General features: G+C 63.0%; 20 protein-coding genes. 6 read left to right on the top strand and 14 right to left on the bottom strand.

All coding sequences use genetic code 11. From position 1 onward, the window contains the following. Window positions 1-49 precede the first annotated feature (49 nt). From MJ643_RS05415 to MJ643_RS05400, 4 genes are all read right to left on the bottom strand, one after another. Window positions 50-3,085: a T6SS effector BTH_I2691 family protein gene (locus MJ643_RS05415; RefSeq protein WP_247726703.1), complete on the bottom strand. Its 3,036-nt coding sequence runs from the start codon at window positions 3,083-3,085 to the stop codon at window positions 50-52. Next, entirely contained in the window at window positions 3,082-4,041 is a 960-nt protein-coding gene (locus MJ643_RS05410) for a hypothetical protein (protein ID WP_013973411.1), read from the bottom strand. The genes MJ643_RS05415 and MJ643_RS05410 overlap by 4 nt, the downstream gene beginning before the upstream one ends. A 122-nt stretch (window positions 4,042-4,163) precedes the next feature. Further along, on the bottom strand, window positions 4,164-5,069 hold the full coding sequence (locus MJ643_RS05405) for a LysR family transcriptional regulator (protein WP_013973410.1): 906 nt from the start codon (window positions 5,067-5,069) through the stop codon (window positions 4,164-4,166). Window positions 5,070-5,143: 74 nt separating this feature from the next. Then, window positions 5,144-8,074, bottom strand: a complete 2,931-nt coding sequence (locus MJ643_RS05400; protein WP_013973409.1) for an aminotransferase — start codon at window positions 8,072-8,074, stop codon at window positions 5,144-5,146. A 181-nt stretch (window positions 8,075-8,255) separates the two neighbouring features. Between MJ643_RS05400 and MJ643_RS05395 the strand changes: the two genes are divergently transcribed. Continuing rightward, entirely contained in the window at window positions 8,256-9,419 is a 1,164-nt protein-coding gene (locus tag MJ643_RS05395) for an ATP-binding protein (RefSeq protein ID WP_023661223.1), read from the top strand. Window positions 9,420-9,613: 194 nt separating this feature from the next. Here MJ643_RS05395 and MJ643_RS05390 read toward each other — a convergent pair whose 3' ends face one another. The 9 genes from MJ643_RS05390 to gloB all read right to left on the bottom strand — a co-directional run bounded on the left by MJ643_RS05390 (window position 9,614) and on the right by gloB (window position 20,625). Further along, a complete protein-coding gene (locus MJ643_RS05390) occupies window positions 9,614-9,877 on the bottom strand; it encodes a DUF3077 domain-containing protein (protein ID WP_013973407.1) in 264 nt (87 codons plus the stop codon). A gap of 156 nt (window positions 9,878-10,033) precedes the next feature. Further along, complete coding sequence (locus tag MJ643_RS05385; RefSeq protein ID WP_013973406.1) at window positions 10,034-10,276, bottom strand: hypothetical protein; 243 nt, start codon at window positions 10,274-10,276, stop codon at window positions 10,034-10,036. Window positions 10,277-10,665: 389 nt separating this feature from the next. Next, window positions 10,666-12,276, bottom strand: a complete 1,611-nt coding sequence (locus tag MJ643_RS05380; protein WP_024087411.1) for an ABC transporter ATP-binding protein — start codon at window positions 12,274-12,276, stop codon at window positions 10,666-10,668. Between the two features lies 1 nt (window position 12,277). Beyond that, window positions 12,278-13,297, bottom strand: a complete 1,020-nt coding sequence (locus tag MJ643_RS05375) for an ABC transporter permease (RefSeq protein ID WP_013973404.1) — start codon at window positions 13,295-13,297, stop codon at window positions 12,278-12,280. 1 nt (window position 13,298) lies between these two features. Then, window positions 13,299-14,372: a microcin C ABC transporter permease YejB gene (locus tag MJ643_RS05370; protein ID WP_009686399.1), complete on the bottom strand. Its 1,074-nt coding sequence runs from the start codon at window positions 14,370-14,372 to the stop codon at window positions 13,299-13,301. A gap of 1 nt (window position 14,373) precedes the next feature. Further along, window positions 14,374-16,209, bottom strand: coding sequence for an extracellular solute-binding protein (locus MJ643_RS05365; RefSeq protein WP_024087410.1), 1,836 nt, complete (start codon window positions 16,207-16,209; stop codon window positions 14,374-14,376). Further along, the gene (locus tag MJ643_RS05360; protein ID WP_024087409.1) at window positions 16,206-18,035 is read right to left on the bottom strand and encodes an extracellular solute-binding protein; all 1,830 of its coding nucleotides are present in this window, start codon (window positions 18,033-18,035) and stop codon (window positions 16,206-16,208) included. Before MJ643_RS05360 ends, MJ643_RS05365 begins: the two co-directional genes overlap by 4 nt. Window positions 18,036-18,314: 279 nt before the next feature. Then, window positions 18,315-19,745: a lytic transglycosylase domain-containing protein gene (locus MJ643_RS05355; RefSeq protein ID WP_013973401.1), complete on the bottom strand. Its 1,431-nt coding sequence runs from the start codon at window positions 19,743-19,745 to the stop codon at window positions 18,315-18,317. Window positions 19,746-19,845: 100 nt separating this feature from the next. Then, complete coding sequence (gene gloB, locus MJ643_RS05350; RefSeq protein WP_013973400.1) at window positions 19,846-20,625, bottom strand: hydroxyacylglutathione hydrolase; 780 nt, start codon at window positions 20,623-20,625, stop codon at window positions 19,846-19,848. Window positions 20,626-20,710: 85 nt separating this feature from the next. Between gloB and MJ643_RS05345 the strand changes: the two genes are divergently transcribed. From MJ643_RS05345 to MJ643_RS05330, 4 genes are all read left to right on the top strand, one after another. Next, window positions 20,711-21,484, top strand: coding sequence for a methyltransferase domain-containing protein (locus tag MJ643_RS05345; RefSeq protein WP_013973399.1), 774 nt, complete (start codon window positions 20,711-20,713; stop codon window positions 21,482-21,484). Between the two features lie 13 nt (window positions 21,485-21,497). Continuing rightward, window positions 21,498-21,944 carry a ribonuclease HI gene (gene rnhA, locus MJ643_RS05340; protein WP_003261021.1) on the top strand — a complete coding sequence of 149 codons (447 nt, stop codon included), beginning with the start codon at window positions 21,498-21,500 and terminating at the stop codon, window positions 21,942-21,944. A gap of 51 nt (window positions 21,945-21,995) precedes the next feature. Further along, window positions 21,996-22,754, top strand: coding sequence for a DNA polymerase III subunit epsilon (gene dnaQ / locus MJ643_RS05335; protein WP_013973398.1), 759 nt, complete (start codon window positions 21,996-21,998; stop codon window positions 22,752-22,754). A 139-nt stretch (window positions 22,755-22,893) separates the two neighbouring features. Next, window positions 22,894-25,143, top strand: coding sequence for an Orn/Lys/Arg decarboxylase N-terminal domain-containing protein (locus MJ643_RS05330; protein WP_024087408.1), 2,250 nt, complete (start codon window positions 22,894-22,896; stop codon window positions 25,141-25,143). Here the strand turns inward: MJ643_RS05330 and MJ643_RS05325 are convergent. Next, window positions 25,127-25,345 (bottom strand): hypothetical protein, encoded by a 219-nt coding sequence (locus MJ643_RS05325; protein ID WP_003261019.1) that lies wholly within the window; start codon window positions 25,343-25,345, stop codon window positions 25,127-25,129. The genes MJ643_RS05330 and MJ643_RS05325 overlap by 17 nt on opposite strands. Before the next feature lie 156 nt (window positions 25,346-25,501). On the opposite strand from MJ643_RS05325, the gene chrR reads away from it, so the two are divergent. Continuing rightward, window positions 25,502-26,062 (top strand): class I chromate reductase ChrR, encoded by a 561-nt coding sequence (gene chrR / locus MJ643_RS05320; protein WP_003261018.1) that lies wholly within the window; start codon window positions 25,502-25,504, stop codon window positions 26,060-26,062. The last annotated feature ends 169 nt before the right edge of the window (window positions 26,063-26,231 follow it).

Raw genomic sequence — 26,231 nt, 5'->3', positions numbered from 1 at the left:
GAAACGCTATTTCCTGAGCTTGGAGAGTGTCTAGAAAACCAGGGGCGATTCAGTGCAGGGTCTTATCGGTAGTTTTAAAAATTATTCGTTCGCTGACGCTTTCAGGTCTAGCAAAGGTTTTTTTGGTTTCTTCGGGCACATATTCGACTACTTTTGGATGTGAACTATTACCAGAGAGATGAAAAGGCAGTCGATTTTGCCCTGCTGGGTACACAGTCAGTTGCCATTTGTACTGTGCGTCTTCAGTACTGAAATTTGGCAAACTTATGTACAAGTCGAGATAAAAACCTGCCGCGACAGCAGCGTCATCGCTGATGAACGCTTTTGTTTGGTCTAGCGTGTGCGTACTGTGAGTTGGTTGAAATCTTGTCTCAATTGAAGCCTGCGCTTGAACTCCCAAGGCTGCCGCGTTCAGTGAGCCAATTGCGATATCCAGATCTTGTGGATTCATCCAGCGACGATGTTCCTCTGGTGTTCCCCATCTACTGTGTCGGGACCAAAGCTCTAATAGTGAAGATTCTTGATTTTTGGCATCCATCGCCAGCGTATAGGCTGCCAGACCAAGGATGATCGTAAAGCCTAAGGGACCGAGTAGCGAACTTGCGAATAATGCCGAGTAAATACCAGAGACAGTGGAAACTGTAGCAAGCACGGCCGCGCGAGCGTACTGGTTTGCAGAGGTGCTGTCCCCTTGGTTATTAGTTCTGGCGAGCGCATTCACGTATTGCACTGCATCCATGGCATTGGCGAGTGCAGCGATGGCGCCGCCATACTTGGCTAGGTTCTTTCCTAGTAAGGCTGTGGTTACCGTTCCGGGCCACGGTATCTTCGGTCGTACAAGTGTGACAGCAAGCCCTGCCGCTTCGACACTCACTCCCAACAACCCAAGCGATGAAGACCAGATCGCCGCAAGCGCCTCCGGGTTGTCCTGATGCGTCTCTTGCAACGCTCGATAGTTCTTGCCCAGGCTGTCCTGATGGAACCACATGCTGCCCAAGGCAAATAGCAGCCCGACGCTTCCGCTACTCGCTGCAGCATCCCGCAGGCTGCGCATGGCATCGCTTGCCACGCTTTGCGCGGCCGTAGAACTGATCTTCAAACCACCCGTAACCTGCGCACGCAGCGTACCCGCACCAATAGCAATATTGCGTACCAGCGCCCCGACGCCACCGGCTGCACCTTCGCGCAACTGCACCAGCCGCGCCTGTAAACTTTCAGCACTTTCCAACGTCCAGAGCATCACCTCGATCATCTGCCTACGGTTACCCGCTGCCGCAATATTGATCGCGCCACTCAACACCATGGCCCGCACCTTGCGGCCCAGTGGGTCACGGAACTGCTTGTCTACCTTCTGCAGAAACGCATCGGTCCGCGCCTCCAGGGCTTCATTGAGCAGGCTCATGTATTCGCCCACTGTCAGCGACACCCGGAGCGGCGTTACCTGCTGCCCCGCAAACAGGGCAAACGCCGAGCGATGCACATGGCCGATCAGGGTTTTGGTCCGTTCACTCAGGTGCTGGCTGAGTGCATTCCCGGCGCTGTTGGTCGCGGCCAGCAACTGGCCAACGGCATCCTGTATCGGCTTGATCATCAGCAGTTGGCCATCGGCGGTCCCGGCGATGCCCTTGATGATGTCGTACACCTTGCCGAAGTCGTCCCCGGACAGCGCGTTGGCCACCTGCTGCATCAGCTTCTGGTTCTTGGCCAGTAGTGCCTGGTAAAGCAGGCTGCGGTCGTCTTCCAGCAGCTGCTGCCAGATATGCTGGGTGATCCCGAGCGGCTGACCCTCCTGCGGCAAGGTTTCAGTGGGCCCGCCGGCCAGGCAGGCGGCCATCATCTGGATGAAGTACTCCACCGAAACGGGGGAGGTCGCGTCATAGTCGTAGTAGCCGATCTGCTGAAACGCCCGCTTGGCATAGTGCCGCGCATACAGATCGCCAACCTGGTCGATCATCGACTGCCAGTTTTTCAGTTCGCGGTCGTAATCAGCCTGGAACGCCGCGCGGGCGCTTTCGTCGTAACGCTCTTCCAGCCGCTCGCGGGCGTCCTGCTGCTTGCGCGCGGTGTTGCGTTCGGCCTGCGCGTCGATGTCCACCGGCGGCAGATACGCCTTGGCCGCGATCGGGCTGTCGTTCCACTGCTCGATCTGCCGGGCTTCCCGCTGCGCGTCCTCGGCACCCTGCACGGCCGCCATGGCCGCGTGCAATTCGCGGATGCCCAGCAGTGCTTGCGAGGTGAAGTATTCGAAGTGCCGCTGCGGCTGGGCCCGCCATTCCTGCAGGGCTTGCACCCAGCCAGTGCGTTGCGCGTTGAGCTCCATGACCATGCCGACCGGGTCGGGTAGCGTCAGCGCCAGCAGGCCATTGGGCAGTTGTTCCTGCTCGATGACATTGCGCACATGCGTGCGGGTTTCATGCCAGCGGCCCAGGCGGCTGTAAAAGCCATGAGCGCTGGTAAACCTGGCAGAGGAAAAGGTGGAAAACTCCAGGACCTGTTCCAGGCCGAAGCGGAAGCTGTCGGTCATGGCGATGCCGAGGCTGGCAGGGTCGTTGCGTGCGCTGTTCAGGTCCACTTCGACGAAGCGGGCGAGGGTGCCCGGGTCACTGTCGACGATGCCTTGCCGATAGCGGTCGAGTACCGCACGGGGCCAAGGGTCGTTGGCGAAGGCGATCCAGGCCTTGCGGTAGAGCAGGGTATCGATGTTGATGAACGAGGCAATCACATCGTGGCCTTCGGTGGCGCATACCTTGGGTAACGACCTGGGTGGCCCCAAGGGCATCTGCGACACCGGAAAGCGCTGCAAGGTACCTTCCGCCGCTACCTCGTAGGCCTGCCAGATTTCCTGGTCGAGCAGTACGTAGACATAACCCTGGCGCAGGAGGCGCAACTGGTCGGTGTGCATCGGGTGGAAGACGATTTCGCTATCGTCTGCCAGGCGATAGGGGCGCCCTGTGTCCGGGCGTGGGGCGTAGGCCTCGCGCAGCAGCAGAATCGGCAGGCCGGAGCGTTCGCAGGCATTGCAGGTGCCGTAGGTGTTGGGGATCTCTTCCTGCATGGCGATGTGGATGGTTTTGCTGATGCTCATGGGTAACTCCTTGCCTTCGGCAGGCCGGCGACGATGTGCGACCAGGTGCATTCGTCGTAGCTGGCGAAGCGGTCCGCCAGGCGCTGCTCGCCGGCAGCTGCCTTTTCCACGTCGTGCTGGATGGTCGGGTGCTGAAGGAGCAGTGGGTGGATCATGAGCATGTGCAGGCACATGCACTGGATATCGGCACGGTCGCGCAGGCCTTGCCTGAAGGCCTTGAGGATCAGGTTCATGGCATGGGTGGGTGCGTTTTCCGGCAGGCCTGATGAACCTGCGAAGTGCCAGGGTGCATGGGGATGCTGCACGGCACTCAGGCGATGCCAGGCACCGAGCAGTTGAATGATCTGCGGTGCGACGTGCTGGGTTGCCCTCACGGCCTCGGGGACGGCCAGTTCGCCAGCCATGGGTTCTCGCTCGAATACCTCGCAACTGCCACAACCATCGGGATGTAGCCAGCTGCGAACAGGCCCGAGGACTTCGCCTGCGTTTTTCAGGGTCGCGCGTAGCAGCGCCAGCCGCACGGGTTCAAACCAGGCGGTGATACCGTGCGGTTCTGGTTGGTGCAGCACCTGACACTGGTGGCTGATGTGCTGGGCGATGAGGTCGGCGGGTTGATCGCTGATCAGCCAGCCACACACGTAGTGCCAGGTAGCTGCCGATTCACGAGCGGCGCAGGTCGCGCTTAATGGGGCAAGGGCTGTGGGCGCATCGCCGGGTTCGGCGAGCTGGACCAGAGCTGGCCAGCACTCAGGATCCTGCACCAGGCGGCTGCAGTCGACGCGCGTTACGGCATCACTACCCAGCGCTTCGCTGAGGGCAGCGATGGCCAGCGGGTGCTCAGGTGGGCAGCCGGCGAATGGGTCCAGTAAAAGGTAGAGGGCTTCTTCTGGTTGGCGCTGCTGGTTGGCGAAGTGATCGACCGACTGCACGTAGCCCTGCGTGGACTGGCTCGACATGAGAAGTTCCTTTTCTTCTTGATGGCGAGCAGAAACCTAACGGGGAATCAATGCTGCAGGTAGTTATCGGCTTCCTAACCAGCTGTAGGATTTTTCGCTGTCGGACGAGGCAGTCGTATCGCTCAGGACCTCGGGGATTCTGTTTCAAAGCATTGGCGCATCACGTCAAGGTAACGCCGCGCGCCCAGGCCCAACGGGCGCGACTTGACCCAGATGATGTCCACCCACAAGCGCAACCGGCTGGCCATGTTGTCGAAACGCACCTCCGCCAGCGCGCCCGAAGCAATCAACGGCTCGACCAAAGGCTGCGGCAGGTAGGCCCAACCAAGGCCCGATTGCACCAGGTCCAGCGTGGCCAGGTAGCTGTCGGTCAGCCAGATGCGCCGCGACAGCACCATGCGTGGGTCCGACCCGGTGGCCTTGCCCGACGCCACGATGATCTGCCGCTGTTCGGCGAAAGTCTCTTCCGGCAACGGCGTGCCGCTGTTCTGCCCGGCCGGATGGCGGGGGGAGGCGACGGCCACCAGCAACTGGCTGCCGGCCTCCAGGAATGACTCGCGTTCGTCGATGCCAGGCCTTTCGAAGACCAGTGCCAGTTGCACGCTGCCGTCATGCAGCAGGCGGATGGCTTCGGCCTGGGTGGCCGAGCGTACTTCGATTTCCAGGCTGGGAAATTCCTGGGCGAGGGTTTCCAGCGGCTGGCTCCAGCGGCCGGTCTGCAGCTCGGGGGCCATGGCGATAGTCAGGCGCTTTTCCAGCCCCTTGTGCAGTTGCAGGGCCTGGGCGTCGAGCAGGTTGAGCTGGCAGATCACCTGCCTGGCCTGGGGCTCCAGGGCCAGTGCGGCACTGGTGGGCAAGGCTTTGCGCGTGGCCCGGTCGAACAGCACCAGGTCCAGCTCTGCCTCCAGCTGGGCGATGGCCATGCTCACGGCCGAAGGCACACGCCCCAGCTTGCGTGCGGCGGCAGAGAACGAGCCTGCCTCCAGCACCGCGAGGAAGATTGCCAGGGAGTCGCTGGTAAAGGCCATTGTCAGTAAACCTGATGACGAGGAAGCGTTGTGGCCGAAAAGTATGAACACTCCTCGGCCAGCTTCGCAATTCTTTACAGGTCTTCGCAGAGCACCCGATCAATGCTGTCGACAAAGTAGTCCACGCTCGCCCGGGTGGTGCACATCGGCGGCTTGATCTTGAGGATGTTCAGGTAATCACCGGTCGGCTGCATGAAGATGCCCAGGTCACGCAGGCGGTTGCACAGGGCCATGGTTTCCTCGGTGGCCGGTTCCAGCGTTGCGCGGTCGCGCACCAGTTCCAGCCCCAGGTAGAAGCCCGAACCATGCGCCGCGCCGGCCAGCGGGTGCTTGTCGACCAGTGCCTGCAGGCGCGCCTTGAAATAGCGCCCGGTGTCGCGGGCGTTGTCCCACAGGCCTTCCTCCTGCATCACATCCAGCACCGCCATGCCGATGCGGCAACTGACCGGGCTGCCGCCGGCCGAGGAGAAGAAGTAGCCCTCGGCCTCCAGCGCTTCGGCGATCTCGCGGCGGGTGATGACTACGCCCAGTGGCTGGCCGTTGCCCATGCCCTTGGCCATTGTGATGATGTCGGGCACCACGCCCTGTTCCTCGAAGCCCCAGAAGTACTCGCCCAGGCGGCCATAGCCGACCTGTACCTCGTCGGCGATGCACACGCCGCCCCGGACACGAACTTTGGCATAGGCCTCGCGCAGGTAACCGGCCGGCAACGAAATACCACCGGCATTGCCGTACACCGGCTCGCAGATGATGCCCGCCAACTGGCGGCCACGGGCGTCGAGGTCGGCCAGTTTGGCGTCGACGTCGCGCAGGTAGTGGGTGGCGCTGTCGGCGCCGCGGAAGCGGCCGCGGAAGGTGTTCGGCGCCTCGACCGGGTGCACCCAGTCCGGGCGGGTTTCCAGGGCCTGCGGGTTGTCGGCGATGGAAGTGGAAATGGCATCGGTGGCCACCGACCAGCCGTGGTAGGCCTCCAGCACGCTGAGCAGGTCGCGCCCGCCGCTGTAGGCCCAGGCCAGGCGAATCGCCAGGTCGTTGGCTTCGGTACCACTGTTGACCATGAACACCCGGTCGAAGCCTTCGGGTGCCAACTCCAGCAGGCGTTCGGAGAATTCGGTGATGGCCGCGTAGTGGAAGCGCGAGTTGGTGTTCAGCAGCGACCACTGCCGTGCCGACTCGGCGACCATGCGCGGGTGGCCGTGGCCCAGCACCGCGACGTTGTTGAGCATGTCGAGGTACGAGCGGCCCTGCATGTCGATCAGGTAGTTGCGCCAGCCGCGTTCGATGTGAGGCGGTTGCGCGTAGTAATGCTTCTGCGAGCGGGCGAAGCTGGCATCGCGGCGGGCCAGCAGGGCCTGTGGGTCGGGCAGCGGCTCGGCATTGCAGTCGAAGCCCAGCAACGCAGCTGGTGACGGGCACAGGGCCAGCCAGGCGGCCGCCTGGGATGGGGTGGCGAAGAACGGCGGCTGAATGCCGCTATCCAGGCACAGCTGCACACTGAGGAAGCCGCAACTGCTGCCCAGCGACTGGCCTTTTTCCACGGCCTGGCCATCTGCAGGCGCGTCTTCCAGGCCTTGCAGCCACAACGCCCAGTGCGCGCTGCGCAGGCAGCCACGGCCGTCGCCATGGCGCTGCCAGGTGCCGGCATCTGGCGCTTGCACCAGGCTGCCGTTGGGTACATGCAGCTCGACGCCCAGGGCACAGGTGGCAGGCTCTTCGGGGCGGTCGATATGGGTTTGCGACAGGCGATACTGCCCGTGCAGGCTGCAAGCCGGTGCTGGTTGCGTGGTCAGCAGGTGCTGGTCGAAGCCCGGTTGCTCCCAGTTGCCCGCCTCGCAATGCACGCTGAGCACGCCCAGATCGACGCGCGTCACTGCCTGCCGATCCAGTTCAGGGAGCAGAAGGGCGCAGCCGCTCAGGTCCGGCGTGGCGGGCTGCAGGCCCGCAGCTTGCAGGATGGCCGCTTCCATCAACGCGAAAGGTACGGCGGTGGCAGTGTCGAAGATTTCCCATTCATGGGCGATGTTGTCGCGGGTGTACTGGTTGCCGGGGTCGACGGTGAGTTGCTGTTCGCTGCTCAGCACCAGCACGGCGGCGCGGTTGAGCACCAGTGGCCACAGCGCCCGCAGTTCGGCTTCGCTCAGCGGGTTGAGCGCCTGGTAGGCACGCACGGCCGGCAGGATGCGCAGCGGGTCGCCCTCGGCGTGGTGCAACAATGCGGCGCAGGTCACCGACAGGTCGGCGATGCGCCAGGTGCGCAACAGGTCGCCGAAATCGATCACCCCTTGCAACTGCCACTGGCGCTCGACATCGCGGGCCCAGACGGCATTGTCGTCGGTGATGTCCAGATGCACGGCCTGGCTTGGCAGCTGGTCGACCAGCGGCGCCAGGTGCTCGGCGGCCAGCTGGGTGGCCTGCTCGATGCGGGCGCGTTGCTCGGCGTTGCCCAGCACGGGCAGCAGGTGCTGGATCAGTGCCTGGGCATGTTGCGGGTCCCATTGCAGGGTGCGCGTCAGGCCCGGGTGGTCGAAAGTGGCCAGGGCCTTGTCCAGCCGCGCGCAGAGCCCGCCGAGTTCGGCCATCAGGCGTGGCTCCATGTGCTTGAGGCGGGTCAGTGGCTGGCCTTCGATGTAGTCGAGCAGGCGCATGCGCAGCGGTTGCCCGTCTATTTCCAACGCCAGCAGCATCTGGCCATCGCTAGCCGGGCGCACGGCGGGCACAGGCAAGCCCTGTTCGCGCAGGTAGGCCAGGGCCGCGTGCTGGGCCTCGAGCTCCACCTGGGCGTAGCTGCCGTGGCAGGCCTTGAGCACGAAACGGCCTTGTGGTGCGTCTACACGGAAGTTCAGGTCCTGTTGGCTGCCCAATGCCGAGAGGTTGCCGGCAATGCCGTAGTGCGTTTGCAGCACGGCATGTGCCTGGGCTTCGCCTAGCGCAGGGCTGGGCAGGCCGGAGCGCTGGATCAGCGTGGTCAGGGCAGGGGAGGCGGGCTGGTGGTGTGGGCTGGACATGGGGCTCTACCGTTGCTGCTGGGGTTGACGGTGGAGAATTTATGCCCGATCTGGCTGATGATGGAAGATGATTGTTGTCAGAAAATTTGATGACGGCTTTCGAGCCGACCTGCCTGTACGCCTTTACATTAAATTATTCTCTGCCAATAATTATTGTTATTCAATAATTTCGGATAAAGCCATGATCGACATCTTCCCGCGCCGTGAACTGGCTGCCGACATGGCCAGGCAGCTGTTGAAACCGTCTGCCCTGGATATCGGCTTGAGATCAGGGCTATTTTTCTCCGGGCTGCGCAGGACTGGCAAAACCACCTTTTTAAAGAACGACTTGATCCCTGCCCTGGAGGAAATGGGTGCATTGGTGATCTATGTCGACCTCTGGAGTGATACCCAGACCAGCCCGGTCGTGCTGGTCCTCGCCGCAGTGCGTAAAGCCCTTGCTGATCTTCAGAAACCTACCTCGGCTTTCTTGCAGAAACTCAAGGCCCTGCGTGGCGCGGAGGTCGAAGTGGCTGGGCTGAAGTTTGGCTTCAACCTGGAAACCTTGGGCACAGAGGGCGGTGTCACACTTGCGGAAGCGCTGACCGAGGTTGTGGACCAGGCCAGGACTGACGTCGTGCTGGTCGTCGATGAGGTGCAGCAGGCAATCACAACCGAGGACGGCCAACAGATGATGCTGGCGCTCAAGGCTGCGCGCGATGCCATCAATCCGCGCCCGAACACGCCAGGGCACTTCCTGTTCATCGGCACTGGCTCTCACCGGGCGATGGTCAACGAGTTGACCGCGCGGCGTAACCAGGCTTTTGCCGGTGCCACAAACGTGCCGTATCCGGTGCTGGACAGGGACTATGTCGAATTCTGGCTCAAGCGGCTCGCAAAAGATGGCCTGGGCAACTTGCCGTCGCTGGATGTCGCGGCACAGGCATTCAAAACGCTGGGCAGCAGGCCCGAGGAGTTCATTCGTGCACTTCGGCAGTTGGTTCACTCACCTGCGTCCGGGATGGGGCCGGATGAGGTGCTGCCGGTAATCGCATCAACGCTGCGGTCGGCTGCTGCTGACCTGGAGCTGATGAAAGTAGAGGAGCTGGGCGTCCTGGCTGAAGCGATTTTTGCCCGGATCGCATCGGTCGAGGGCGATGCGCGTGGGGTGTTCTCCAACGAAGCGGCGGCGGAGTATTCGAAGTCTGTGGGGCGTGAAGTGCGTGTCGAAGAGATACAGCCGGTTGCCAACGAACTGCTGGCCGCTAACCTGATCATGCGTCGGGGGCATGGGCTCTATGGGGTGACCGACCCCTTTGTACAGGAGATCTGGCGCGAGCGGCAGGAGTTGTTGGGCCGGCTCTGAGCTGCATCTACGTAGGCCAGCTGGCGCCGGCCTCCCGGGGTGTGCAATCTCTCGCGGGGACGGCCTTGTGTCGCGAAACGGCCGCAGGGCGGCCCCCAGATTTCTGCATGAAAGCATAAATCGCCGGGGCTGCTTTGCAGCCCTTTGGCGACACGAGACCGCTCCCATATGTGCGTTATGGCCTGTGATGCCAATCAGCGCATCATGCCCAGCTCGGCATCATCCATCAGCGCCTTGGCCATCGCACTCAGGTAGTGGGCAGCCCAGATCATCATCGGCTTTTCATCCATCAGGCCGGTGATGGTCAGTTCGCGTACATAGCCCATCAGCTCCGAAGATTGCTCGCGGGCATCGCGGCAGGGAATGCCGGGCTCGATGCGGAACAGTGGGTGGGTGCCGTGTTCGCCTTGGTAGAACGTGGTTTTACCGACAGTGAATTGGGTGTCTTCTGTGGTCATTTTTGAATCCCCTGAAAATTCTCGACTGCCTGGACGTGCCCTTTCGCGGGTGAACCCGCTCCCACAGGTACTGCATCTACCTCAAGGCCTGTGGAGATACTGTGGGAGCGGGTTTACCCGCGAAGAGGCCAGCCCAGACAACGTAACACTAAAGCCTCAGTGCAAAGTCCGAGGCTCAGCGGGCATTTGCACCTGAACCAGTGCCGACTCAAGCAAAGTCCGAAGCGCCTCCAGCTCATGCATCGAGGTCATCATCAGGATCGAAGCCGGCGATTTGGGCTGCAGTAGCAAGGCCTGATGCACCACGGTGGCCGCGCATAGCGCGTAGTCGGTGGCCTGGATCAGGGTGTCTTCGAGGGAATGGGTATCGTGGGGTGGATCGGGGACCATCTTCAACATCGCATAGTACCTTTGGTGGGGCTTCCACCTGGCTGCTGTCAAACAGTTGGGTGGCAGCTGTACATGGGTTGACAGACCGGCGGACTATGCAAGTTCCGGCGCACGCGAACGTGCCCCATGTACAGCCGCCAAAACAGGCGAGCCGTGTGCATATACCGTTACGGCCTGTCAAAGCCGTGTCGTTGATGAGCAACGACGTGCTGAGACAGAGTGCTGCCAGAGCAGCCGCAACGGAAAACACGCGGCAGGAGTATGTTTGGGAAATGGCCTACAAGGAAGCGGATAAGTCTGTTTTTTACCTCGCCGAAAGCGGGCCGCTTTGCGGCCCATCGCCGGCAAGCCAGCTCCCACAGGGATAGCGCATGGCTTGAAGCCGGCGCGGTCAAAAGCTAACTAGCCGCATCCACTTCCAAGAACGCCGCCTCCAGCAACTGCCGGGTATACGGATGCTGCGGCGCATGGAAGATCGCCTGCGCATCCCCTTGTTCCACCACATGCCCATGCTTGATCACCATCAACTGGTGGCTCAACGCCTTGACCACCGCCAGGTCATGGCTGATGAACAGGTAGGTCAGGTTGTATTTCTGCTGCAGATTGCGCAGCAATTCCACTACCTGCCGCTGCACCGTGCGGTCCAGCGCCGACGTAGGTTCATCCAGCAGGATCAGCGCCGGCTTCAATACCAACGCTCGGGCAATGGCAATGCGCTGGCGCTGCCCACCGGAAAATTCGTGCGGATAGCGATGCCGCGTGCGCGGATCCAGCCCCACTTCCTCCAAGGCCGCAATAATCGCTGCTTCCTGTTCCTGCGCCGTACCGATGCGGTGAATGCGCAACCCTTCGCCGACAATGTCCTCCACGCACATGCGCGGGCTCAGGCTGCCGAACGGGTCCTGGAACACCACCTGCATTTCACGGCGCAACGGGCGCACGGCCTTCTGGTTCAGCCCTTCCAGATCCTGCCCATGAAAGCGAATGCCGCCCTGGCTGGAGATCAGCCGCAAGATCGCCAAACCCAAAGTCGACTTGCCCGACCCGGACTCGCCGACAATCCCCAGCGTCTGCCCTTGCGGCAAGCTGAAGTTGACCCCGTCAACCGCCTTCACATGGTCGACCGTGCGCCGTAGCAGGCCCTTCTTGATCGGGAACCACACCTTGAGGTCATCCACCTCCAGCAATGGCGCGCCCACCGGGTTGTGCGCCGGCAGCCCGCTGGGTTCGGCATTGATCAGCATCTGCGTGTAGTGGTGCTGCGGTGCGCTGAACAGCTTGGCGCATTCGGCCTGCTCGACAATCTGCCCGTGCTGCATCACGCACACACGGTGGGCGATGCGTCGCACCAGGTTCAGGTCATGGCTGATCAGCAGCAGGGCCATGCCCAGACGCGCCTGCAGTTCCTTGAGCAGTTCGAGAATCTTCAACTGCACGGTCACGTCCAGCGCCGTGGTCGGCTCATCCGCAATCAGCAGTTCGGGCTCGTTGGCCAGGGCCATGGCGATCATCACCCGCTGGCGCTGCCCGCCCGACAGCTCGTGGGGCAAGGCCTTCAGGCGCTTGCGTGGCTCGGGAATGCCGACCATCTCCAACAGCTCCAGGGTGCGCGCCGTGGCCTCCTTGCCGGTCAGGCCCTTGTGCAGCAGGAGGATTTCGTTGATCTGCTTCTCGATGCAGTGCAACGGGTTCAGCGAGGTCATCGGCTCCTGGAAGATCATTGCAATGCGGTTGCCGCGAATGCGCTGCATGGTCTTCTCGTTCTGCTGCAGCAGGTCCTTGCCCTCGTAGCGGATGCTGCCGCTGGGGTGGCGGGCCAGGGGGTAGGGCAGCAGGCGCAGGAGCGAGTGCGCGGTAACCGATTTGCCCGAGCCACTCTCGCCCACCAGTGCCAGCGTCTCACCCTTGCGGATGTCGAAGCTGATGCCGTTCACAACGCGGTGGGCCTGGTCCCCGGTGACGAACTCCACCGCCAGGTCGCGCACTTCGATCAGGTTCTGTTCACTCATGTCACTTCCTCGGGTCGAAGGCATCGCGGGCGGATTCGCCGATGAACACCAGCAGGCTCAGCATCAGCGCCAGCACGGCGAAGGCGCTGATGCCCAGCCATGGGGCCTGCAGGTTGGACTTGCCCTGGGCCACCAGTTCGCCCAGCGACGGTGCGCCCGGCGGCAGGCCGAAGCCGAGGAAGTCCAAGGCGGTGAGGGTGCCGATGGCGCCGGTGAGAATGAACGGCATGAAGGTCATGGTCGAGATCATGGCGTTGGGCAGGATGTGCCGGTACATGATCGCGCCATTGCGCATGCCCAGGGCGCGGGCTGCGCGCACGTATTCCAGGTTGCGCCCGCGCAGGAACTCGGCGCGCACCACGTCCACCAGGCTCATCCACGAGAACAGCAGCATGATGCCCAGCAACCACCAGAAGTTGGGTTGCACGAAACTGGCGAGGATGATCAGCAGGTACAGCACCGGCAGGCCCGACCAGACTTCCAGGAAACGTTGCCCGGCCAGGTCGACCCAGCCGCCATAGAAGCCCTGCAAGGCGCCGGCGATCACGCCGACGATGGAGCTGAGCAGGGTCAGCGTCAGGGCGAACAGCACGGAAATGCGGAAGCCGTAGATCACCCGTGCCAGCACGTCGCGGCCCTGGTCGTCGGTGCCCAGCCAGTTGTCCGCCGACGGTGGGGCCGGGGCGGGTACCCGCAGGTCATAGTTGATGCTCTGGTAGCTGAACGGGATCGGTGCCCACAGCACGAAGCTGTCTTTCTTCTCCAGCAGCTCGCGGATGTACGGGCTCTTGTAGTTGGCTTCCAGCGGGAATTCGCCGCCGAAGGTGGTTTCCGGGTAGCGCTTGAATGCCGGGAAGTACCATTCGCCGTCGTAGCGCACGGCAATTGGCTTGTCGTTGGCGATCAGTTCGGCGCCCAGGCTCAGGCCGAACAGGATCAGGAACAGCCACAGCGACCACCAGCCACGGCGGTTGGCCTTGAAGCGCTCGAAGCGCCGGCGGTTGAGAGGGGACAAGGCCATGTCAGTGCTCCCGGCTGGCGAAGTCGATGCGTGGATCGACCAGGGTGTAGGTCAGGTCGCCGATCAGTTTCACCACCAGCCCCAGCAGGGTGAAGATGAACAGGGTGCCGAAGACCACCGGGTAGTCACGGTTTATGGCCGCCTCGAAACTCATCAGGCCAAGGCCGTCGAGGCTGAAGATCACTTCGATCAGCAAGGAACCGGTGAAGAAGATGCCGATGAACGCCGAAGGGAAACCGGCAATCACCAGCAGCATGGCGTTGCGGAACACATGGCCGTACAGCACCCGTGGCCGGCTCAGGCCCTTGGCCTTGGCGGTGACCACGTATTGCTTGTTGATCTCGTCTAGGAAGCTGTTCTTGGTCAGCAAGGTCATGGTGGCGAAGTTGCCGATGACCAGCGCGGTGATCGGCAGCACCAGGTGCCAGAAGTAGTCCAGCACCTTACCGGTGGTGCTCAGTTCGTCGAAGTTGTTGGAGGTGAGGCCGCGCAGCGGGAACCAGTCGAAGTAGCTGCCGCCGGCGAACAGCACGATCAGCAGGATGGCGAACAGGAACGCCGGGATGGCGTAGCCGACGATGATCGCCGAACTGGTCCACACGTCGAAATGGCTGCCGTGGCGCACGGCCTTGGCGATGCCCAGCGGGATCGACACCAGGTACATGATCAGCGTGCTCCACAGCCCCAGCGAAATTGACACAGGCATCTTCTCGATGATCAGGTCGATAACCTTGGCATCGCGGAAGAAGCTGTCGCCGAAGTCCAGCCGGGCGTAGTTCTTGATCATGATCCACAGGCGCTCGGGCGGCGACTTGTCGAAGCCGTACATGCGTTCGATCTCGGCGATCAGTGCCGGGTCCAGGCCCTGGGCGCCACGGTAGTTGGAGCCGGCCACGGACACTTCGGCACCGCCACCGGCAATGCGGCTGGTGGCGCCTTCGAAACCTTCGAGCTTGGCGATCATCTGCTCGACCGGGCCGCCGGGGGCGGCCTGGACGATGATGAAGTTGATGATCAGGATGCCGAACAGGGTCGGGATGATCAGCAGCAGGCGACGCAGGATGTAGGCCAGCATGTTATTCGGCCTCGTCCGCAGCGGCTGCGTTGGCGGCCGGGGTTACGCCGGGCTTGATCCACCAGGTGTCGATGCCGATGTCGTACTTGGGCGAGACGTCCGGGTGGCCGATGTGGTTCCAGTAGGCCACGCGCCAGGTCTTGATGTGCCAGTTGGGGATTACGTAGTAGCCCCACAGCAGCACGCGGTCGAGGGCCCGGCAGTGGTCGATCAGGCTCTGCCGCGAATCGGCATTGATCAGCTGTTCCACCAGTTGGTCGATGGCCGGGTCTCGCAGGCCGATGAAGTTGCGGCTGCCGGGGTTGTCGGCGGCGGCACTGGACCAGAACTCGCGCTGCTCGTTACCCGGCGAGTTGGACTGCGGGTAGCCACCGACGATCATGTCGTAGTCGCGCGAGCGCAGGCGGGTGATGTACTGGGACACGTCGACCCGGCGGATGTTCAGGTCGATGCCAAGGTCGGCGAGGTTGCGCTTGAACGGCAGCAGGATGCGTTCGAACTCGGTCTGTGCCAGCAGGAACTCGATGCTCACCGGCTTGCCCTGGGCGTCGACCATCTTGTCATCGACGATTTTCCAGCCGGCTTCCTGCAGCAGCTTGTAGGCCTGGCGCTGCTGTTCGCGGATCATGCCGCTGCCGTCGCTGACCGGGTTGCGGAAGGCTTCGCTGAATACCTGCTCGGGGACCTTGCCACGTAGCGGTTCGAGGATTTTCAGTTCGCTGGGGCTGGGCAGGCCGCGGGCGGCCATTTCCGAGTTTTCGAAGTAGCTGCCGGTGCGGGTGTAGGCACCGTTGAACAGCTGCTTGTTGGTCCACTCGTAGTCCAGCAGCAGGCTCAGCGCCTGGCGCACGCGCACGTCCTGGAACACCGGGCGGCGGATGTTGAAGATGAAGCCCTGCATGCCCGTGGGGTTGCCGTTGGGCAACTCTTCCTTGATCAGGCGGCCATCGCGCACGGCGGGTACGTTGTAGGCGGTGGCCCAGTTCTTCGCGCTGACTTCCAGCGCATAGTCGAACGCCCCGGCCTTGAGTGCTTCCAGGGCGACGGTGGTGTCGCGGTAGGAGTCGAAGGTCATGACGTCGAAGTTGTAGAAGCCGCGGTTGATCGGCAGGTCCTTGGCCCAGTAGTCCTTGACTCGCTCGTAGCGCACCGAGCGCCCGGCCTTGACCTCGGCAACCTTGTAAGGGCCGCTGCCCAGCGGGATTTCCAGGTTGCCGCGGTTGAACTCGCGGCTTTCGTACCAGTGCTTGGGCAGTACCGGCAGCTGGCCGAGAATCAGCGGCAGCTCGCGGTTGTTCTTGTGCTTGAAGGTGAACAGCACCGTCAGCGGGTCTTCGGCGACCACTTCAGCGACGTCGGCATAGTACTGGCGGTACAGCGGCGCGCCGTCCTTGATCAGGGCATTGAAGGTGAACACCACGTCGTCGGCGCGCATCGGGTGGCCGTCGTGGAAGCGTGCCTCGGGGCGCAGGTAGAAGCGCACCCAGCTGTTGTCCGGGGCTTTTTCGATCTTGCCGGCCACCAGGCCGTACTCGGTGAACGGCTCGTCCTGGCTCTGGCGCATCAGGGTGTCGTAGATGCTGCCGATGTTCTCGGCCGGCACACCCTTGTTGATGAACGGGTTGAGGCTGTCGAAGCCGCCGAAGCTGGACTGGCGGAAGGTGCCACCCTTGGGTGCGTCAGGGTTGACGTAGGCAAAGTGCTTGAAGTCGGCGGGGTATTTTGGGGGCTCGTCGTACAGGGTGAGCGCGTGTTGCGGTGCGGCCAGGGCGGGAAGGCTCAGGCAGGCAAGCAACAGGCTGCCGGCCAACCGGCGCAGTCGGTGCGTTGGCGTCATTGGGCTTTCTCCGAAGTCTTGATCCACCAGCTGTTCAGCCCAAGGGTGTAGGGCGGCGTGGTGACGAAGGCGAACCGGTTGCGGTAGGCCAGGCGATGATTGTCGAGGTACCAGTTGGGGATCATGTAGTACTGCCATGAGAGCACGCGGTCCAGGGCGCGGGCGGCGGCGACCTGATCATCGCGGGTGCGGGCGGCCAGCAGGGTGTCGAGCAGATGGTCGACCACCGGGTCCTTGACCCCAGCATAGTTCTTGCTGCCCTTGGTGGTTGCCTGGCTGGAGTGGAAGTACAGCCACTGTTCGAGGCCCGGGCTCAGGGTCTGGTTCAGGGTCATCAGAATCATGTCGAAATCGAACTGGTCCAGGCGTTGTTTGTACTGGGCGCGGTCCACGGTACGCAAGCGCGCATCGATGCCGATGCTGGCCAGGTTTTCGACATAAGGTTGCAGGATGCGTTCAAGGTTGGGGTTTACCAGCAGCAGTTCCATGCGCAGCTGCTGGCCCTTGCTGTCGACCAGACGTTGGCCGTTCAGCTTCCAGCCGGCCTCGGCGAGCAGGCCGAGGGCCTGGCGCAGGGTCTGGCGGTTGATGCCACGGCCATCGGTATGGCTGACCTTGTAGGGTTCGCTGAACAGGCTGGCCGGCAACTGGTCACGAAACGGTGCCAGCAACAGCCATTCCTTGCCGGTGGGCAGGCCGGTGGCGGCGAATTCGCTGTTGGGGTAGTAGCTGGTCGAGCGGCGGTAGGCACCGCTGAACAGCGCGCGGTTGGTCCACTCGAAGTCGAGCATCAGCCCCAGTGCCTGGCGTACCCGTGGGTCGCTGAAGGTGGCCCGGCGGCTGTTCATGAACAGGCCTTGGGTTTGCGTGGGGATGCGGTGCGGGATCTGCGCCTTGATCACCTCGCCCCGGCGCACGGCCGGGAAGTTGTAGCCGTTGGCCCAGTTCTTCGCCTGGTGCTCGATATAGATGTCGAACTCGCCAGCCTTGAACGCTTCGAAGGCGACCGTGGCGTCGCGGTAGAACTCGTATTCCACGCGGTTGAAGTTGTATTTGCCACGGTTCACCGCCAGGTCCTTGCCCCAGTAGTTCTTCACCCGTTCGAACACCAGCCGGCGCCCAGGCTGGACCTGGGTGATGCGGTAAGGGCCGCTGCCCAGTGGAGGCTCGAAGGTGGTGGCCTTGAAGTCACGCTTTTGCCAGTAGTGCTTGGGCAGCACCGGCATTTCGCCCAGGCGCAGGATCAGCAGCGGGTTGCCGGCGCGCTTGAATACGAAGCGGATGCGCAGCGGGCCAAGGATGTCCACCCGCTGCACTTCCTGCAGGTTGGTGCGGTAGATCGGGTGGCCATCCTTGAGCAGCGTGCGGTAGGAGAAGGCCACGTCTGCCGAGGTGATCGGCTTGCCGTCATGCCAGCGGGCCTCCGGGCGCAGGTTGAACACCACCCAGCTGCGGTCCTCGCTGTACTCCACCGAGCGGGCGATCAGGCCGTAGCTGGAGGTCGGTTCGTCGCCGGACGGGTCGTACTGGCCGGTGCCGACCATCAGCGGCTCGTTCAGCTCGCTGATGCCGTACTGCTGGAAATTGGGCGTGGTAATCGGGCTCGACCCCTTGAAGGTGTAGGGGTTGAGGGTGTCGAAGGTTCCGAAAGCCATCGCCCGCAAGGTGCCGCCCTTGGGCGCTTGCGGGTTGACCCAGTCGAAATGGGTGAATGTGGCTGGGTACTTGAGCGTGCCGAACTGCGCGTATCCGTGGCTTTCGCTCACCATCGCGGCTGCGGGAAAGCTCAAGGCCAGGCTGAGAGACAGCAGGAGGGGACGTATCAAGTCGGCATCCGATCCAGAGGCGTTGGGCTTTGATCGGGGTACAGTAACAGCTTGGTGGGGTTGGAAAAAGAGAGGTTTTGAAGGTGGGGCAAGTGGTTCAGCCAGTTGCCGGTCGCTGCGGGTGACGCGGTACCTGTGGGAGCGGCCTTGCGTCGCGAAAGGGCTGCATGGCAGCCCCGGCAGTTTACGCGGCGAAGCTGAAATCCTGGGGCCGCTTCGCGCCCCTTTCGCGACACAAGGCCGCTCCCACAGGGCCGCGCAAAGACCCCGGGCTTCGTATCAATGCGAGAGGTAGACGGTCAGGGTCTGGCCTGGCTTCAGGGCATGGCCGCTGCGCGGGTTCCAGCGCTTGAGGTGTTTCATTTCCACGTTGAAGCGCTTGGCCACCAGGTACAGCGAATCGCCTTTGCGTACCTTGTACTGCGTGGAGCGCTGCCCGGAGGCGGCTACCCGATTGCCAGCAGCGCTCGGCGCGCTGCCGCCGCGCAGGGCCAGGACCTGGCCAGCGCGCACGTTGTTGCCGGAGAGACGGTTCCAGCGCTTGATGTCCTTGACCGAAACGCGGTTGGCCTTGGCGATGGCGCCCAGGTTGTCGCCGCGCTTGACCCGGTAGCTGCGCGCCGCCACAGGGGCCTTGGCTTCGGCCACGGCGCGGGCGAATACGGCCTTGTTCGGCTGCAGGCTGACCAGCTGCTCGGGTTTGAGGTTGGACAGGCTGTCGCTCAGCAGCTGCGCCTTGGCAGTGGGTACCAGCAGCTGCTGCGGGCCGTCCACGGTCATGCGCTTCTTGAATGCCGGGTTGAGCTGGATCAGCTCGTCCTCGTCGATGTTGGCGAAGGCCGCTACCCGCGACAGGTCCAGGCGGTCGTTGATGGCCACCGCCTCGAAGTAGGGTTCGTTGGCGATCGGGTTCAGGTTCACGCCATAGGCTTGCGGCGTGAGTACCACCTGCGACAGGGCCAGCAGCTTGGGCACGTAGTCGCGGGTTTCCTGCGGCAGCGGCAGGTTCCAGTAGTCGGTGGGCAGGCCGAGCCGCTCGTTGCGCTCTATGGCTCGGCTGACCGTGCCTTCGCCGGCGTTGTAGGCAGCCAGGGCCAGCAACCAGTCGCCGTTGAACATGTCGTGCAGGCGGCTGAGGTAGTCCAGTGCGGCGTTGGTCGAGGCGGTCACGTCGCGACGGCCATCGTAGAAGTTGGTCTGGCGCAGGTTGAAGTGACGACCGGTGGACGGAATGAACTGCCACATGCCCGCGGCATGGGCGCGCGAGTAGGCCATCGGGTTGTAGGCGCTTTCGATGGCTGGCAGCAGGGCCAGCTCCAGCGGCATGTCGCGTTCTTCGAGGCGCTCGACGATGTAGTGCAGGTAGAGGCTGCCACGCTCGCCGGCGCTTTCGATGAAGCTTGGATTGCTGGCGAACCACAGGCGCTGCTGTTCGATGCGCGGGTTGACGTCGATGTTGTCCTGCAGGGCGAAGCCCTGGCGCATGCGTTCCCACACGTCCTGCGGTGCCTGTTCGGCCGGCTTTACCAGCAGCGGTGAAGGCTTGTGCTTGATCCGCGCCTGGTAGTTGTGCGCGCGAACGCTATCGGATTCGTCGAGCTGACGGGTGCTCTGGCAGCCCACCAAAGTGGCGGCCAGGGCCAGCGCACTGATTTGGGCCAGGCGCGTCAGGGCGACGGAATGAGAGGTTCTGCGGCTACGTGAAGACATCGGCTGACACAGGTTTCCGGGCGAAAAATTTCGGCGATTCTAGAAACCGCTCCGGGCCTGGTCAACCTTTGACCATCGCTTGCGATATATCTTGAGGTTATCAGAAGGTGTCCTTCCAAGACCTCAAGGCAGCAAAAACAGCGACATGCGAGGGGTTTGAATGTCCCTTCCATTCGTCTGCTTTTTGTTTAACTAATGTTTCAGAGGTGCGCAGGAAGGGGTTGGTCAGACGCTCCAGACCGATCGTTGATGGCAATGTGATGCGATTGTCGGCACGCAAACGGGTAACGTCCTCGAACCGCTGCTGAACGTGCGGGTTCTCGGGCTCCACCGCCTTGGCGAAACGCAGGTTGCTAAGGGTGTATTCGTGGGCGCAGTACACCTCGGTCTGCTCTGGCAGGGCTGCCAGGCGGGCGAGGGCTGGCTGCATCTGTTCGGGGGTGCCTTCGAACATGCGCCCGCAACCGGCGGCGAACAGCGTGTCGCCACTGAACAGCACCGGCGTTGCCGGCTGGTCGCTGAACAAGGCGATGTGCCCCAGGGTATGGCCGGGCACGGCCAGCACCTGGAAGGTCACGCCCAGCACGGTCACCTGGTCACCTTCGTCCAGCGCCAGGTCACGGCAGGGGATGCGCTCGTGGGCCGGGCCGCAGACCCGGGCCCCGGTCAGCTGCTTGAGCCTTTCCACGCCGCCGACATGGTCGTTGTGGTGGTGGGTGACCAGGATGTCACTCAGTACCCAGCCGGGGTTGGCCGACAGCCAGCGTTCCACTGGGCCGGCGTCACCCGGATCGACCACCGCGCAGCGGCGTTTGGCAGTATCCTGTAACAACCAGATGTAGTTGTCGGAGAAAGCGGGGAGAGCATCGATCTGTATCATGGTGCGGATCCGATTCGCCTAGCGTGGCACATGAAGGCATCTTATCCGCGATGGCGCGGTGCGAGAACCTTCGAGGGAGAGCGCAATGACCGACCAAGCCTTTGCCCAGGCCGACCCGGACTGGGTCAAGCTGATCAGCCTGGCCCGTGAGTGGTTCAACGGCCCACTCGGCCAACTGATGCTCAGGGAGGAGGAAAAACTGCTGGAAGAAGAGCTCGGGCGCTTCTTCGGGGGTTACCTTGTGCACTACGGGCCCTGCGCCGAGCCACCGCCCAGCGCGCCCCAGGTGCAGCGCAACGTGCGCCTCGGTGCGCCGCTGCCGGGGGTGGAGATTGTCTGCGAGGAGCAGGCCTGGCCGCTGAGCGAGCACGCCGCCGACGTGGTGGTGCTGCAGCATGGCCTGGATTTCTGCCTTTCGCCCCACGGCCTGCTGCGCGAGGCGGCCAGCGCCGTGCGCCCTGGCGGGCACCTGCTGATCGTCGGGATCAACCCCTGGAGCAGCTGGGGCATGCGCCATTTCTTCAGCCATGGGGCCTTGCGCAAGGCCCGTTGCATCTCGCCGTCACGGGTGGGCGACTGGCTCAACCTGCTGGGCTTCGCGCTGGAGAAACGCCGCTTCGGGTGCTATCGTCCGCCGCTTGCCTCACCGGCCTGGCAGCAGCGCCTGGCGGGCTGGGAACGGGTGGCTGGCGGCTGGCAGAGTTCCGGTGGCGGTGTGTACCTGCTGGTAGCACGCAAGATGGTGGTGGGCCTGCGGCCGTTGCGCCAGGAGCGTCGCGAGCCGATGGGCAAGCTGCTGCCGCTGCCCCTGGCCAAGGTCAACCGCACGGCGGCCAACCCGGATACTGAAAAGCACTGAACATGAGTGGTACATGAGCGAAAGCGTCGAGATGTTTACCGATGGTGCCTGCAAGGGCAACCCTGGCCCTGGCGGCTGGGGCGTCCTTATGATCTACAAGGGCGTCGAGAAGGAACTGTGGGGCGGCGAACGCGAAACCACCAACAACCGCATGGAACTGATGGCCGCGATCCAGGGCTTGATGGCGCTGAAGCGCGAATGCGAAGTGGTGCTGACCACCGACTCGCAGTACGTGATGAAGGGCATCAACGAATGGATGACCAACTGGAAGAAGCGCGGCTGGAAAACCGCGGCCAAGGAGCCGGTGAAGAACGCCGACCTGTGGCAGCAGCTGGATGAGCAGGTCAACCGCCACAAGGTGACCTGGAAGTGGGTGCGCGGGCATATCGGCCACCCCGGCAACGAACGCGCCGACCAGCTGGCCAACCGTGGGGTCGATGAAGTGCGCGCCAAGCGTTGAGCTGGGGTACAATTCCGGCCTTTGTAACTGATGCAAGTTGGAGCGCCCCGCGTGGAGCAGCAGCAAGATAAACGGTTCGTCATTCTCGATACCGAAACCACGGGTATGCCGGTCAGCGAAGGCCACCGGATCATCGAGATCGGCTGTGTCGAGGTCATCGGCCGGCGCCTGACCGGGCGGCACTTCCACGTCTACCTGCAGCCAGACCGCGAGAGTGACGAGGGCGCCATCAACGTCCACGGCATCACCGATGCCTTCCTGGTCGGCAAGCCACGCTTTGGCGATGTCGCAGAGGAGTTCTTCGAGTTCATCCAGGGCGCTACGCTGGTCATCCACAACGCGGCGTTCGACGTTGGCTTCATCAACAACGAATTTGCCTTGCTGGGCCAGCAGGACCGCGCGGACATTTCGCAGCACTGCACCATCCTCGACACCCTGCTGCTGGCGCGCGCGCGCCACCCGGGGCAGCGCAACAGCCTGGATGCGCTGTGCAAACGCTACGATATCGACAACTCGGGCCGTGAGCTGCATGGCGCATTGCTCGACTCGGAATTGCTGGCTGACGTCTACCTGGCAATGACCGGTGGCCAGACCAGCCTGTCGCTGGCCGCGCATGGGGCAGAAGCCGGGGATGAAGGGACGGGTGCTGGTGGCAGCGAGATTCGCCGTATTACCGGGCGTGTGCCCGGGCGGGTGATCATGGCCAGTGCCGAGGAGCTGGAGGCGCATGCCGAGCGCCTGGCGGCCATTGCCAAGTCGGCGGGTGGGCCATCCATGTGGCAGGCTCTGACCGAGACACCTGTTGGTTGATCTTTCGCCTGCTCCGGCCCTTTCGCGGGTGAACCCGCTCCTACAGATCCTGCGCATGTCTTGAAGGCGATGCCGGCCCTGACCACACAGGTTCTACTACCCTGAAATGGACGCCATGTCCTTCGGAGGTAGCCACCTGATGTACAAGGACCTCAAGTTCCCCATCCTCATCGTGCACCGCGCCATCAAGGTTGACAGCGTCGCTGGCGAGCGTGTGCGGGGCATCGCCGAGGAACTGCGCCAGGACGGCTTTGCCATCCTCGCCGCCGCCGACCATGCCGAGGCCTGCCTTGTCGCTGCCACCCACCATGGCCTGGCCTGCATGCTGATTGCCGCCGAGGGCGTCGGCGAGAATACCCACCTGCTGCAGAACATGGCCGAGCTGATCCGCCTGGCCCGCCTGCGCGCCCCCAACCTGCCGATTTTCGCCTTGGGCGAACAGGTGACCCTGGAAAACGCCCCCGCCGAAGCCATGAGCGAGCTCAACCAGTTGCGGGGCATCCTCTACCTGTTCGAAGACACCGTGCCGTTTCTTGCGCGCCAGGTGGCGCGTGCCGCACATATCTACCTGGACGGCCTGCTGCCGCCGTTCTTCAAGGCCCTGGTGCAGCACACCGCGCAGTCCAATTATTCCTGGCACACCCCGGGGCACGGCGGCGGCGTGGCCTATCGCAAAAGCCCAGTGGGCCAGGCCTTTCACCAGTTCTTCGGGGAAAACACCCTACGCTCGGACCTGTCCGTTTCCGTGCCCGAGCTGGGCTCGCTGCTCGATCACACCGGCCCCTTGGCCGAAGCCGAAGCCAGGGCTGCGCGCAACTTTGGCGCCGACCACACCTTTTTCGTCATCAACGGCACCTCCACGGCCAACAAGATCGTCTGGCACGCCATGGTCGGCCGCGACGACCTGGTGCTGGTGGACCGCAACTGCCACAAGTCGGTGGTGCATGCGATCATCATGACCGGTGCCATTCCCCTCTATTTGTGCCCCGAGCGCAACGAACTCGGGATCATCGGCCCGATCCCGCTCAGCGAGTTCAGCCCCGAGGCGATCCAGGCGAAGATCCAGGCCAACCCTCTTGCCCGCGATCGCGGGCAGCGCATCAAGCTGGCGGTGGTGACCAACTCCACCTACGACGGCCTGTGCTACCACGCCGGGCTGATCAAGCAGACCCTGGGCGCCAGTGTCGAGGTGCTGCACTTCGACGAAGCCTGGTTCGCCTATGCGGCATTCCACGAGTTCTTTACCGGGCGCTATGCCATGGGCACGGCCTGCGCGGCAGACAGCCCGCTGGTGATCAGCACCCATTCCACCCACAAGCTGCTGGCCGCGTTCAGCCAGGCCTCGATGATTCATGTGCAGGACGGGGCCAGGCGCCAGCTGGACCGTGACCGCTTCAACGAAGCGTTCATGATGCACATCTCGACCTCGCCGCAGTACAGCATCCTCGCTTCGCTGGACGTGGCCTCGACCATGATGGAAGGCCCGGCCGGGCGTTCGCTGCTGCAAGAAATGTTCGACGAGGCGCTGAGCTTTCGCCGTGCCCTGGCCAACCTGCGCGAGCACATCGCCGCCGACGACTGGTGGTTCAGCATCTGGCAGCCGCCGAGCGCCGAAGGCATCCACCGCCTGGCGGCGCAGGACTGGCTGCTGCAGCCGGGGGCGGAGTGGCACGGCTTTGGCGAAGTGGCGGACGACTATGTGCTGCTCGACCCGCTGAAGGTGACCCTGGTGATGCCGGGCCTGAGCGCGGGCGGTGCACTGGGCGAGCATGGCATCCCGGCGGCAGTGGTCAGCAAGTTTCTCTGGGAGCGGGGGCTGGTGGTGGAGAAAACCGGCCTGTACAGCTTTCTGGTGCTGTTCTCCATGGGCATCACCAAGGGCAAGTGGAGCACCTTGCTCACCGAGTTGCTGGAGTTCAAGCGCCACTATGATGGCAATACCGCCCTGAGCAACTGCCTGCCGAGCGTGGTGGCTGCCGATGCCTCACGCTATCAGGGCATGGGCCTGCGCGACCTGTGCGACCAGTTGCATGGCTGCTACCGCGCCAATGCCACGGCCAAGCAACTGAAACGGTTGTTCACGCGCTTGCCGGAGGTAGCCGTGAGCCCGGCCCGGGCCTATGACCAGATGGTGCGCGGTGAGGTGGAGGCGGTGCCGATCGAGGCGCTGCTGGGGCGGGTGGCAGCGGTGATGCTGGTGCCGTACCCGCCTGGTATTCCATTGATCATGCCGGGGGAGCGGTTTACCGAGGCGACCCGCTCGATAGTCGATTACCTGGCCTTCGCCCGGGCGTTCAACCAGGGCTTCCCAGGTTTCGTCGCCGACGTGCACGGCCTGCAGAATGAAAGCGGCCGCTACACGGTGGACTGCATCAAGGAATGCGAATGATCTCGACGCCGCTGCGCGCCAGTTCGAAGCGGTTTTCACCCAGATGGTTGACCTTGTCGCCGATTGCCAGGCGATAGGTGGTGATGGGCGCGCCCAGCGTGCTGCCGTCGGTTTGCAGGGTCGACTCCTGGAACTCGTGCACGGGGTAGATGCGGCCTTCGGCGTCACGGGCGTGGAATTGGCCGACCATTACTGCTGCCATTTGGGTGGAAACCTCTGAATTGCGTGGGAAATGTCTGCAGGCATAGACCGTGTAACAGCGTCGGAAGTTTTCGCCCCGTGGAAAAAAAACCAAGGCGCCGAGGAACGGTCATCTATAACTACAACGTCCCTTTACTCAGCAAAGGTTGGAATTGCCATGAGCCAGGTGTATTCGGTAGCGGTTGTCGTCGGTAGCTTGCGCAAGGACTCCTACAACCGCAAGATCGCCCGCGCACTCTCGGAGCTGGCGCCGTCCAGCCTTGCCCTGAAGATCGTCGAGATTGGCGATTTGCCGCTGTACAACGAGGATGTCGAGGCCGAAGCAGCGCCGGAAGCGTGGAAGCGTTTTCGCGACGAGATCCGCCGCAGTGATGCGGTGCTGTTCGTCACCCCGGAGTACAACCGCTCGGTACCTGGCGGCCTGAAGAATGCCATCGACGTGGGCTCGCGGCCCTATGGGCAAAGCGCCTGGAGTGGCAAGCCGGCGGCGGTGGTCAGTGTGTCGCCTGGGGCCATTGGTGGCTTTGGCGCCAACCATGCCGTGCGCCAGTCGCTGGTGTTTCTGGACATGCCATGCATGCAGATGCCCGAGGCCTACATCGGTGGTGCGGCTAGCCTGTTCGAGGATTCGGGCAAGCTCAATGACAAGACCCGGCCGTTCTTGCAGGCGTTTATCGACAAGTTTGCTTCCTGGGTGAAGTTGAACAGGGCGGTTTGACCTGCCTTGAGCAATTATCGCTGAGCGCACGAACCCTGTAGGAGCGCCTTGTGTCGCGAAAGGGCTGCGCAGCAGCCCCAGGATTTCAGCTTCGCAACATAAATTGCCGGGGCTGCTGCGCAGCCCTTTCGCGACACAAGGCCGCTCCTACAAAAAGCTGTGCACAGCG

The organism is Pseudomonas sp. PNPG3 (assembly GCF_023093815.1).
Classification (GTDB): Bacteria; Pseudomonadota; Gammaproteobacteria; order Pseudomonadales; family Pseudomonadaceae; genus Aquipseudomonas; species Aquipseudomonas asiatica.
Note: the sequence above shows the minus strand (reverse complement) of the source record. Positions and strands in the feature narration are given on the sequence as shown.

What these genes read in the sequence shown, in the direction of transcription:
- MJ643_RS05415 (WP_247726703.1), bottom strand. Translation starts at nt 3,085, where the DNA reads ATGAGCATCAGCAAAACCATCCACATCGCCATGCAGGAAGAGATCCCC.
- MJ643_RS05410 (WP_013973411.1), bottom strand. Translation starts at nt 4,041, where the DNA reads ATGTCGAGCCAGTCCACGCAGGGCTACGTGCAGTCGGTCGATCACTTC.
- MJ643_RS05405 (WP_013973410.1), bottom strand. Translation starts at nt 5,069, where the DNA reads ATGGCCTTTACCAGCGACTCCCTGGCAATCTTCCTCGCGGTGCTGGAG.
- MJ643_RS05400 (WP_013973409.1), bottom strand. Translation starts at nt 8,074, where the DNA reads ATGTCCAGCCCACACCACCAGCCCGCCTCCCCTGCCCTGACCACGCTG.
- MJ643_RS05395 (WP_023661223.1), top strand. Translation starts at nt 8,256, where the DNA reads ATGATCGACATCTTCCCGCGCCGTGAACTGGCTGCCGACATGGCCAGG.
- MJ643_RS05390 (WP_013973407.1), bottom strand. Translation starts at nt 9,877, where the DNA reads ATGACCACAGAAGACACCCAATTCACTGTCGGTAAAACCACGTTCTAC.
- MJ643_RS05385 (WP_013973406.1), bottom strand. Translation starts at nt 10,276, where the DNA reads ATGTTGAAGATGGTCCCCGATCCACCCCACGATACCCATTCCCTCGAA.
- MJ643_RS05380 (WP_024087411.1), bottom strand. Translation starts at nt 12,276, where the DNA reads ATGAGTGAACAGAACCTGATCGAAGTGCGCGACCTGGCGGTGGAGTTC.
- MJ643_RS05375 (WP_013973404.1), bottom strand. Translation starts at nt 13,297, where the DNA reads ATGGCCTTGTCCCCTCTCAACCGCCGGCGCTTCGAGCGCTTCAAGGCC.
- MJ643_RS05370 (WP_009686399.1), bottom strand. Translation starts at nt 14,372, where the DNA reads ATGCTGGCCTACATCCTGCGTCGCCTGCTGCTGATCATCCCGACCCTG.
- MJ643_RS05365 (WP_024087410.1), bottom strand. Translation starts at nt 16,209, where the DNA reads ATGACGCCAACGCACCGACTGCGCCGGTTGGCCGGCAGCCTGTTGCTT.
- MJ643_RS05355 (WP_013973401.1), bottom strand. Translation starts at nt 19,745, where the DNA reads ATGTCTTCACGTAGCCGCAGAACCTCTCATTCCGTCGCCCTGACGCGC.
- gloB (WP_013973400.1), bottom strand. Translation starts at nt 20,625, where the DNA reads ATGATACAGATCGATGCTCTCCCCGCTTTCTCCGACAACTACATCTGG.
- MJ643_RS05345 (WP_013973399.1), top strand. Translation starts at nt 20,711, where the DNA reads ATGACCGACCAAGCCTTTGCCCAGGCCGACCCGGACTGGGTCAAGCTG.
- rnhA (WP_003261021.1), top strand. Translation starts at nt 21,498, where the DNA reads ATGAGCGAAAGCGTCGAGATGTTTACCGATGGTGCCTGCAAGGGCAAC.
- MJ643_RS05330 (WP_024087408.1), top strand. Translation starts at nt 22,894, where the DNA reads ATGTACAAGGACCTCAAGTTCCCCATCCTCATCGTGCACCGCGCCATC.
- MJ643_RS05325 (WP_003261019.1), bottom strand. Translation starts at nt 25,345, where the DNA reads ATGGCAGCAGTAATGGTCGGCCAATTCCACGCCCGTGACGCCGAAGGC.
- chrR (WP_003261018.1), top strand. Translation starts at nt 25,502, where the DNA reads ATGAGCCAGGTGTATTCGGTAGCGGTTGTCGTCGGTAGCTTGCGCAAG.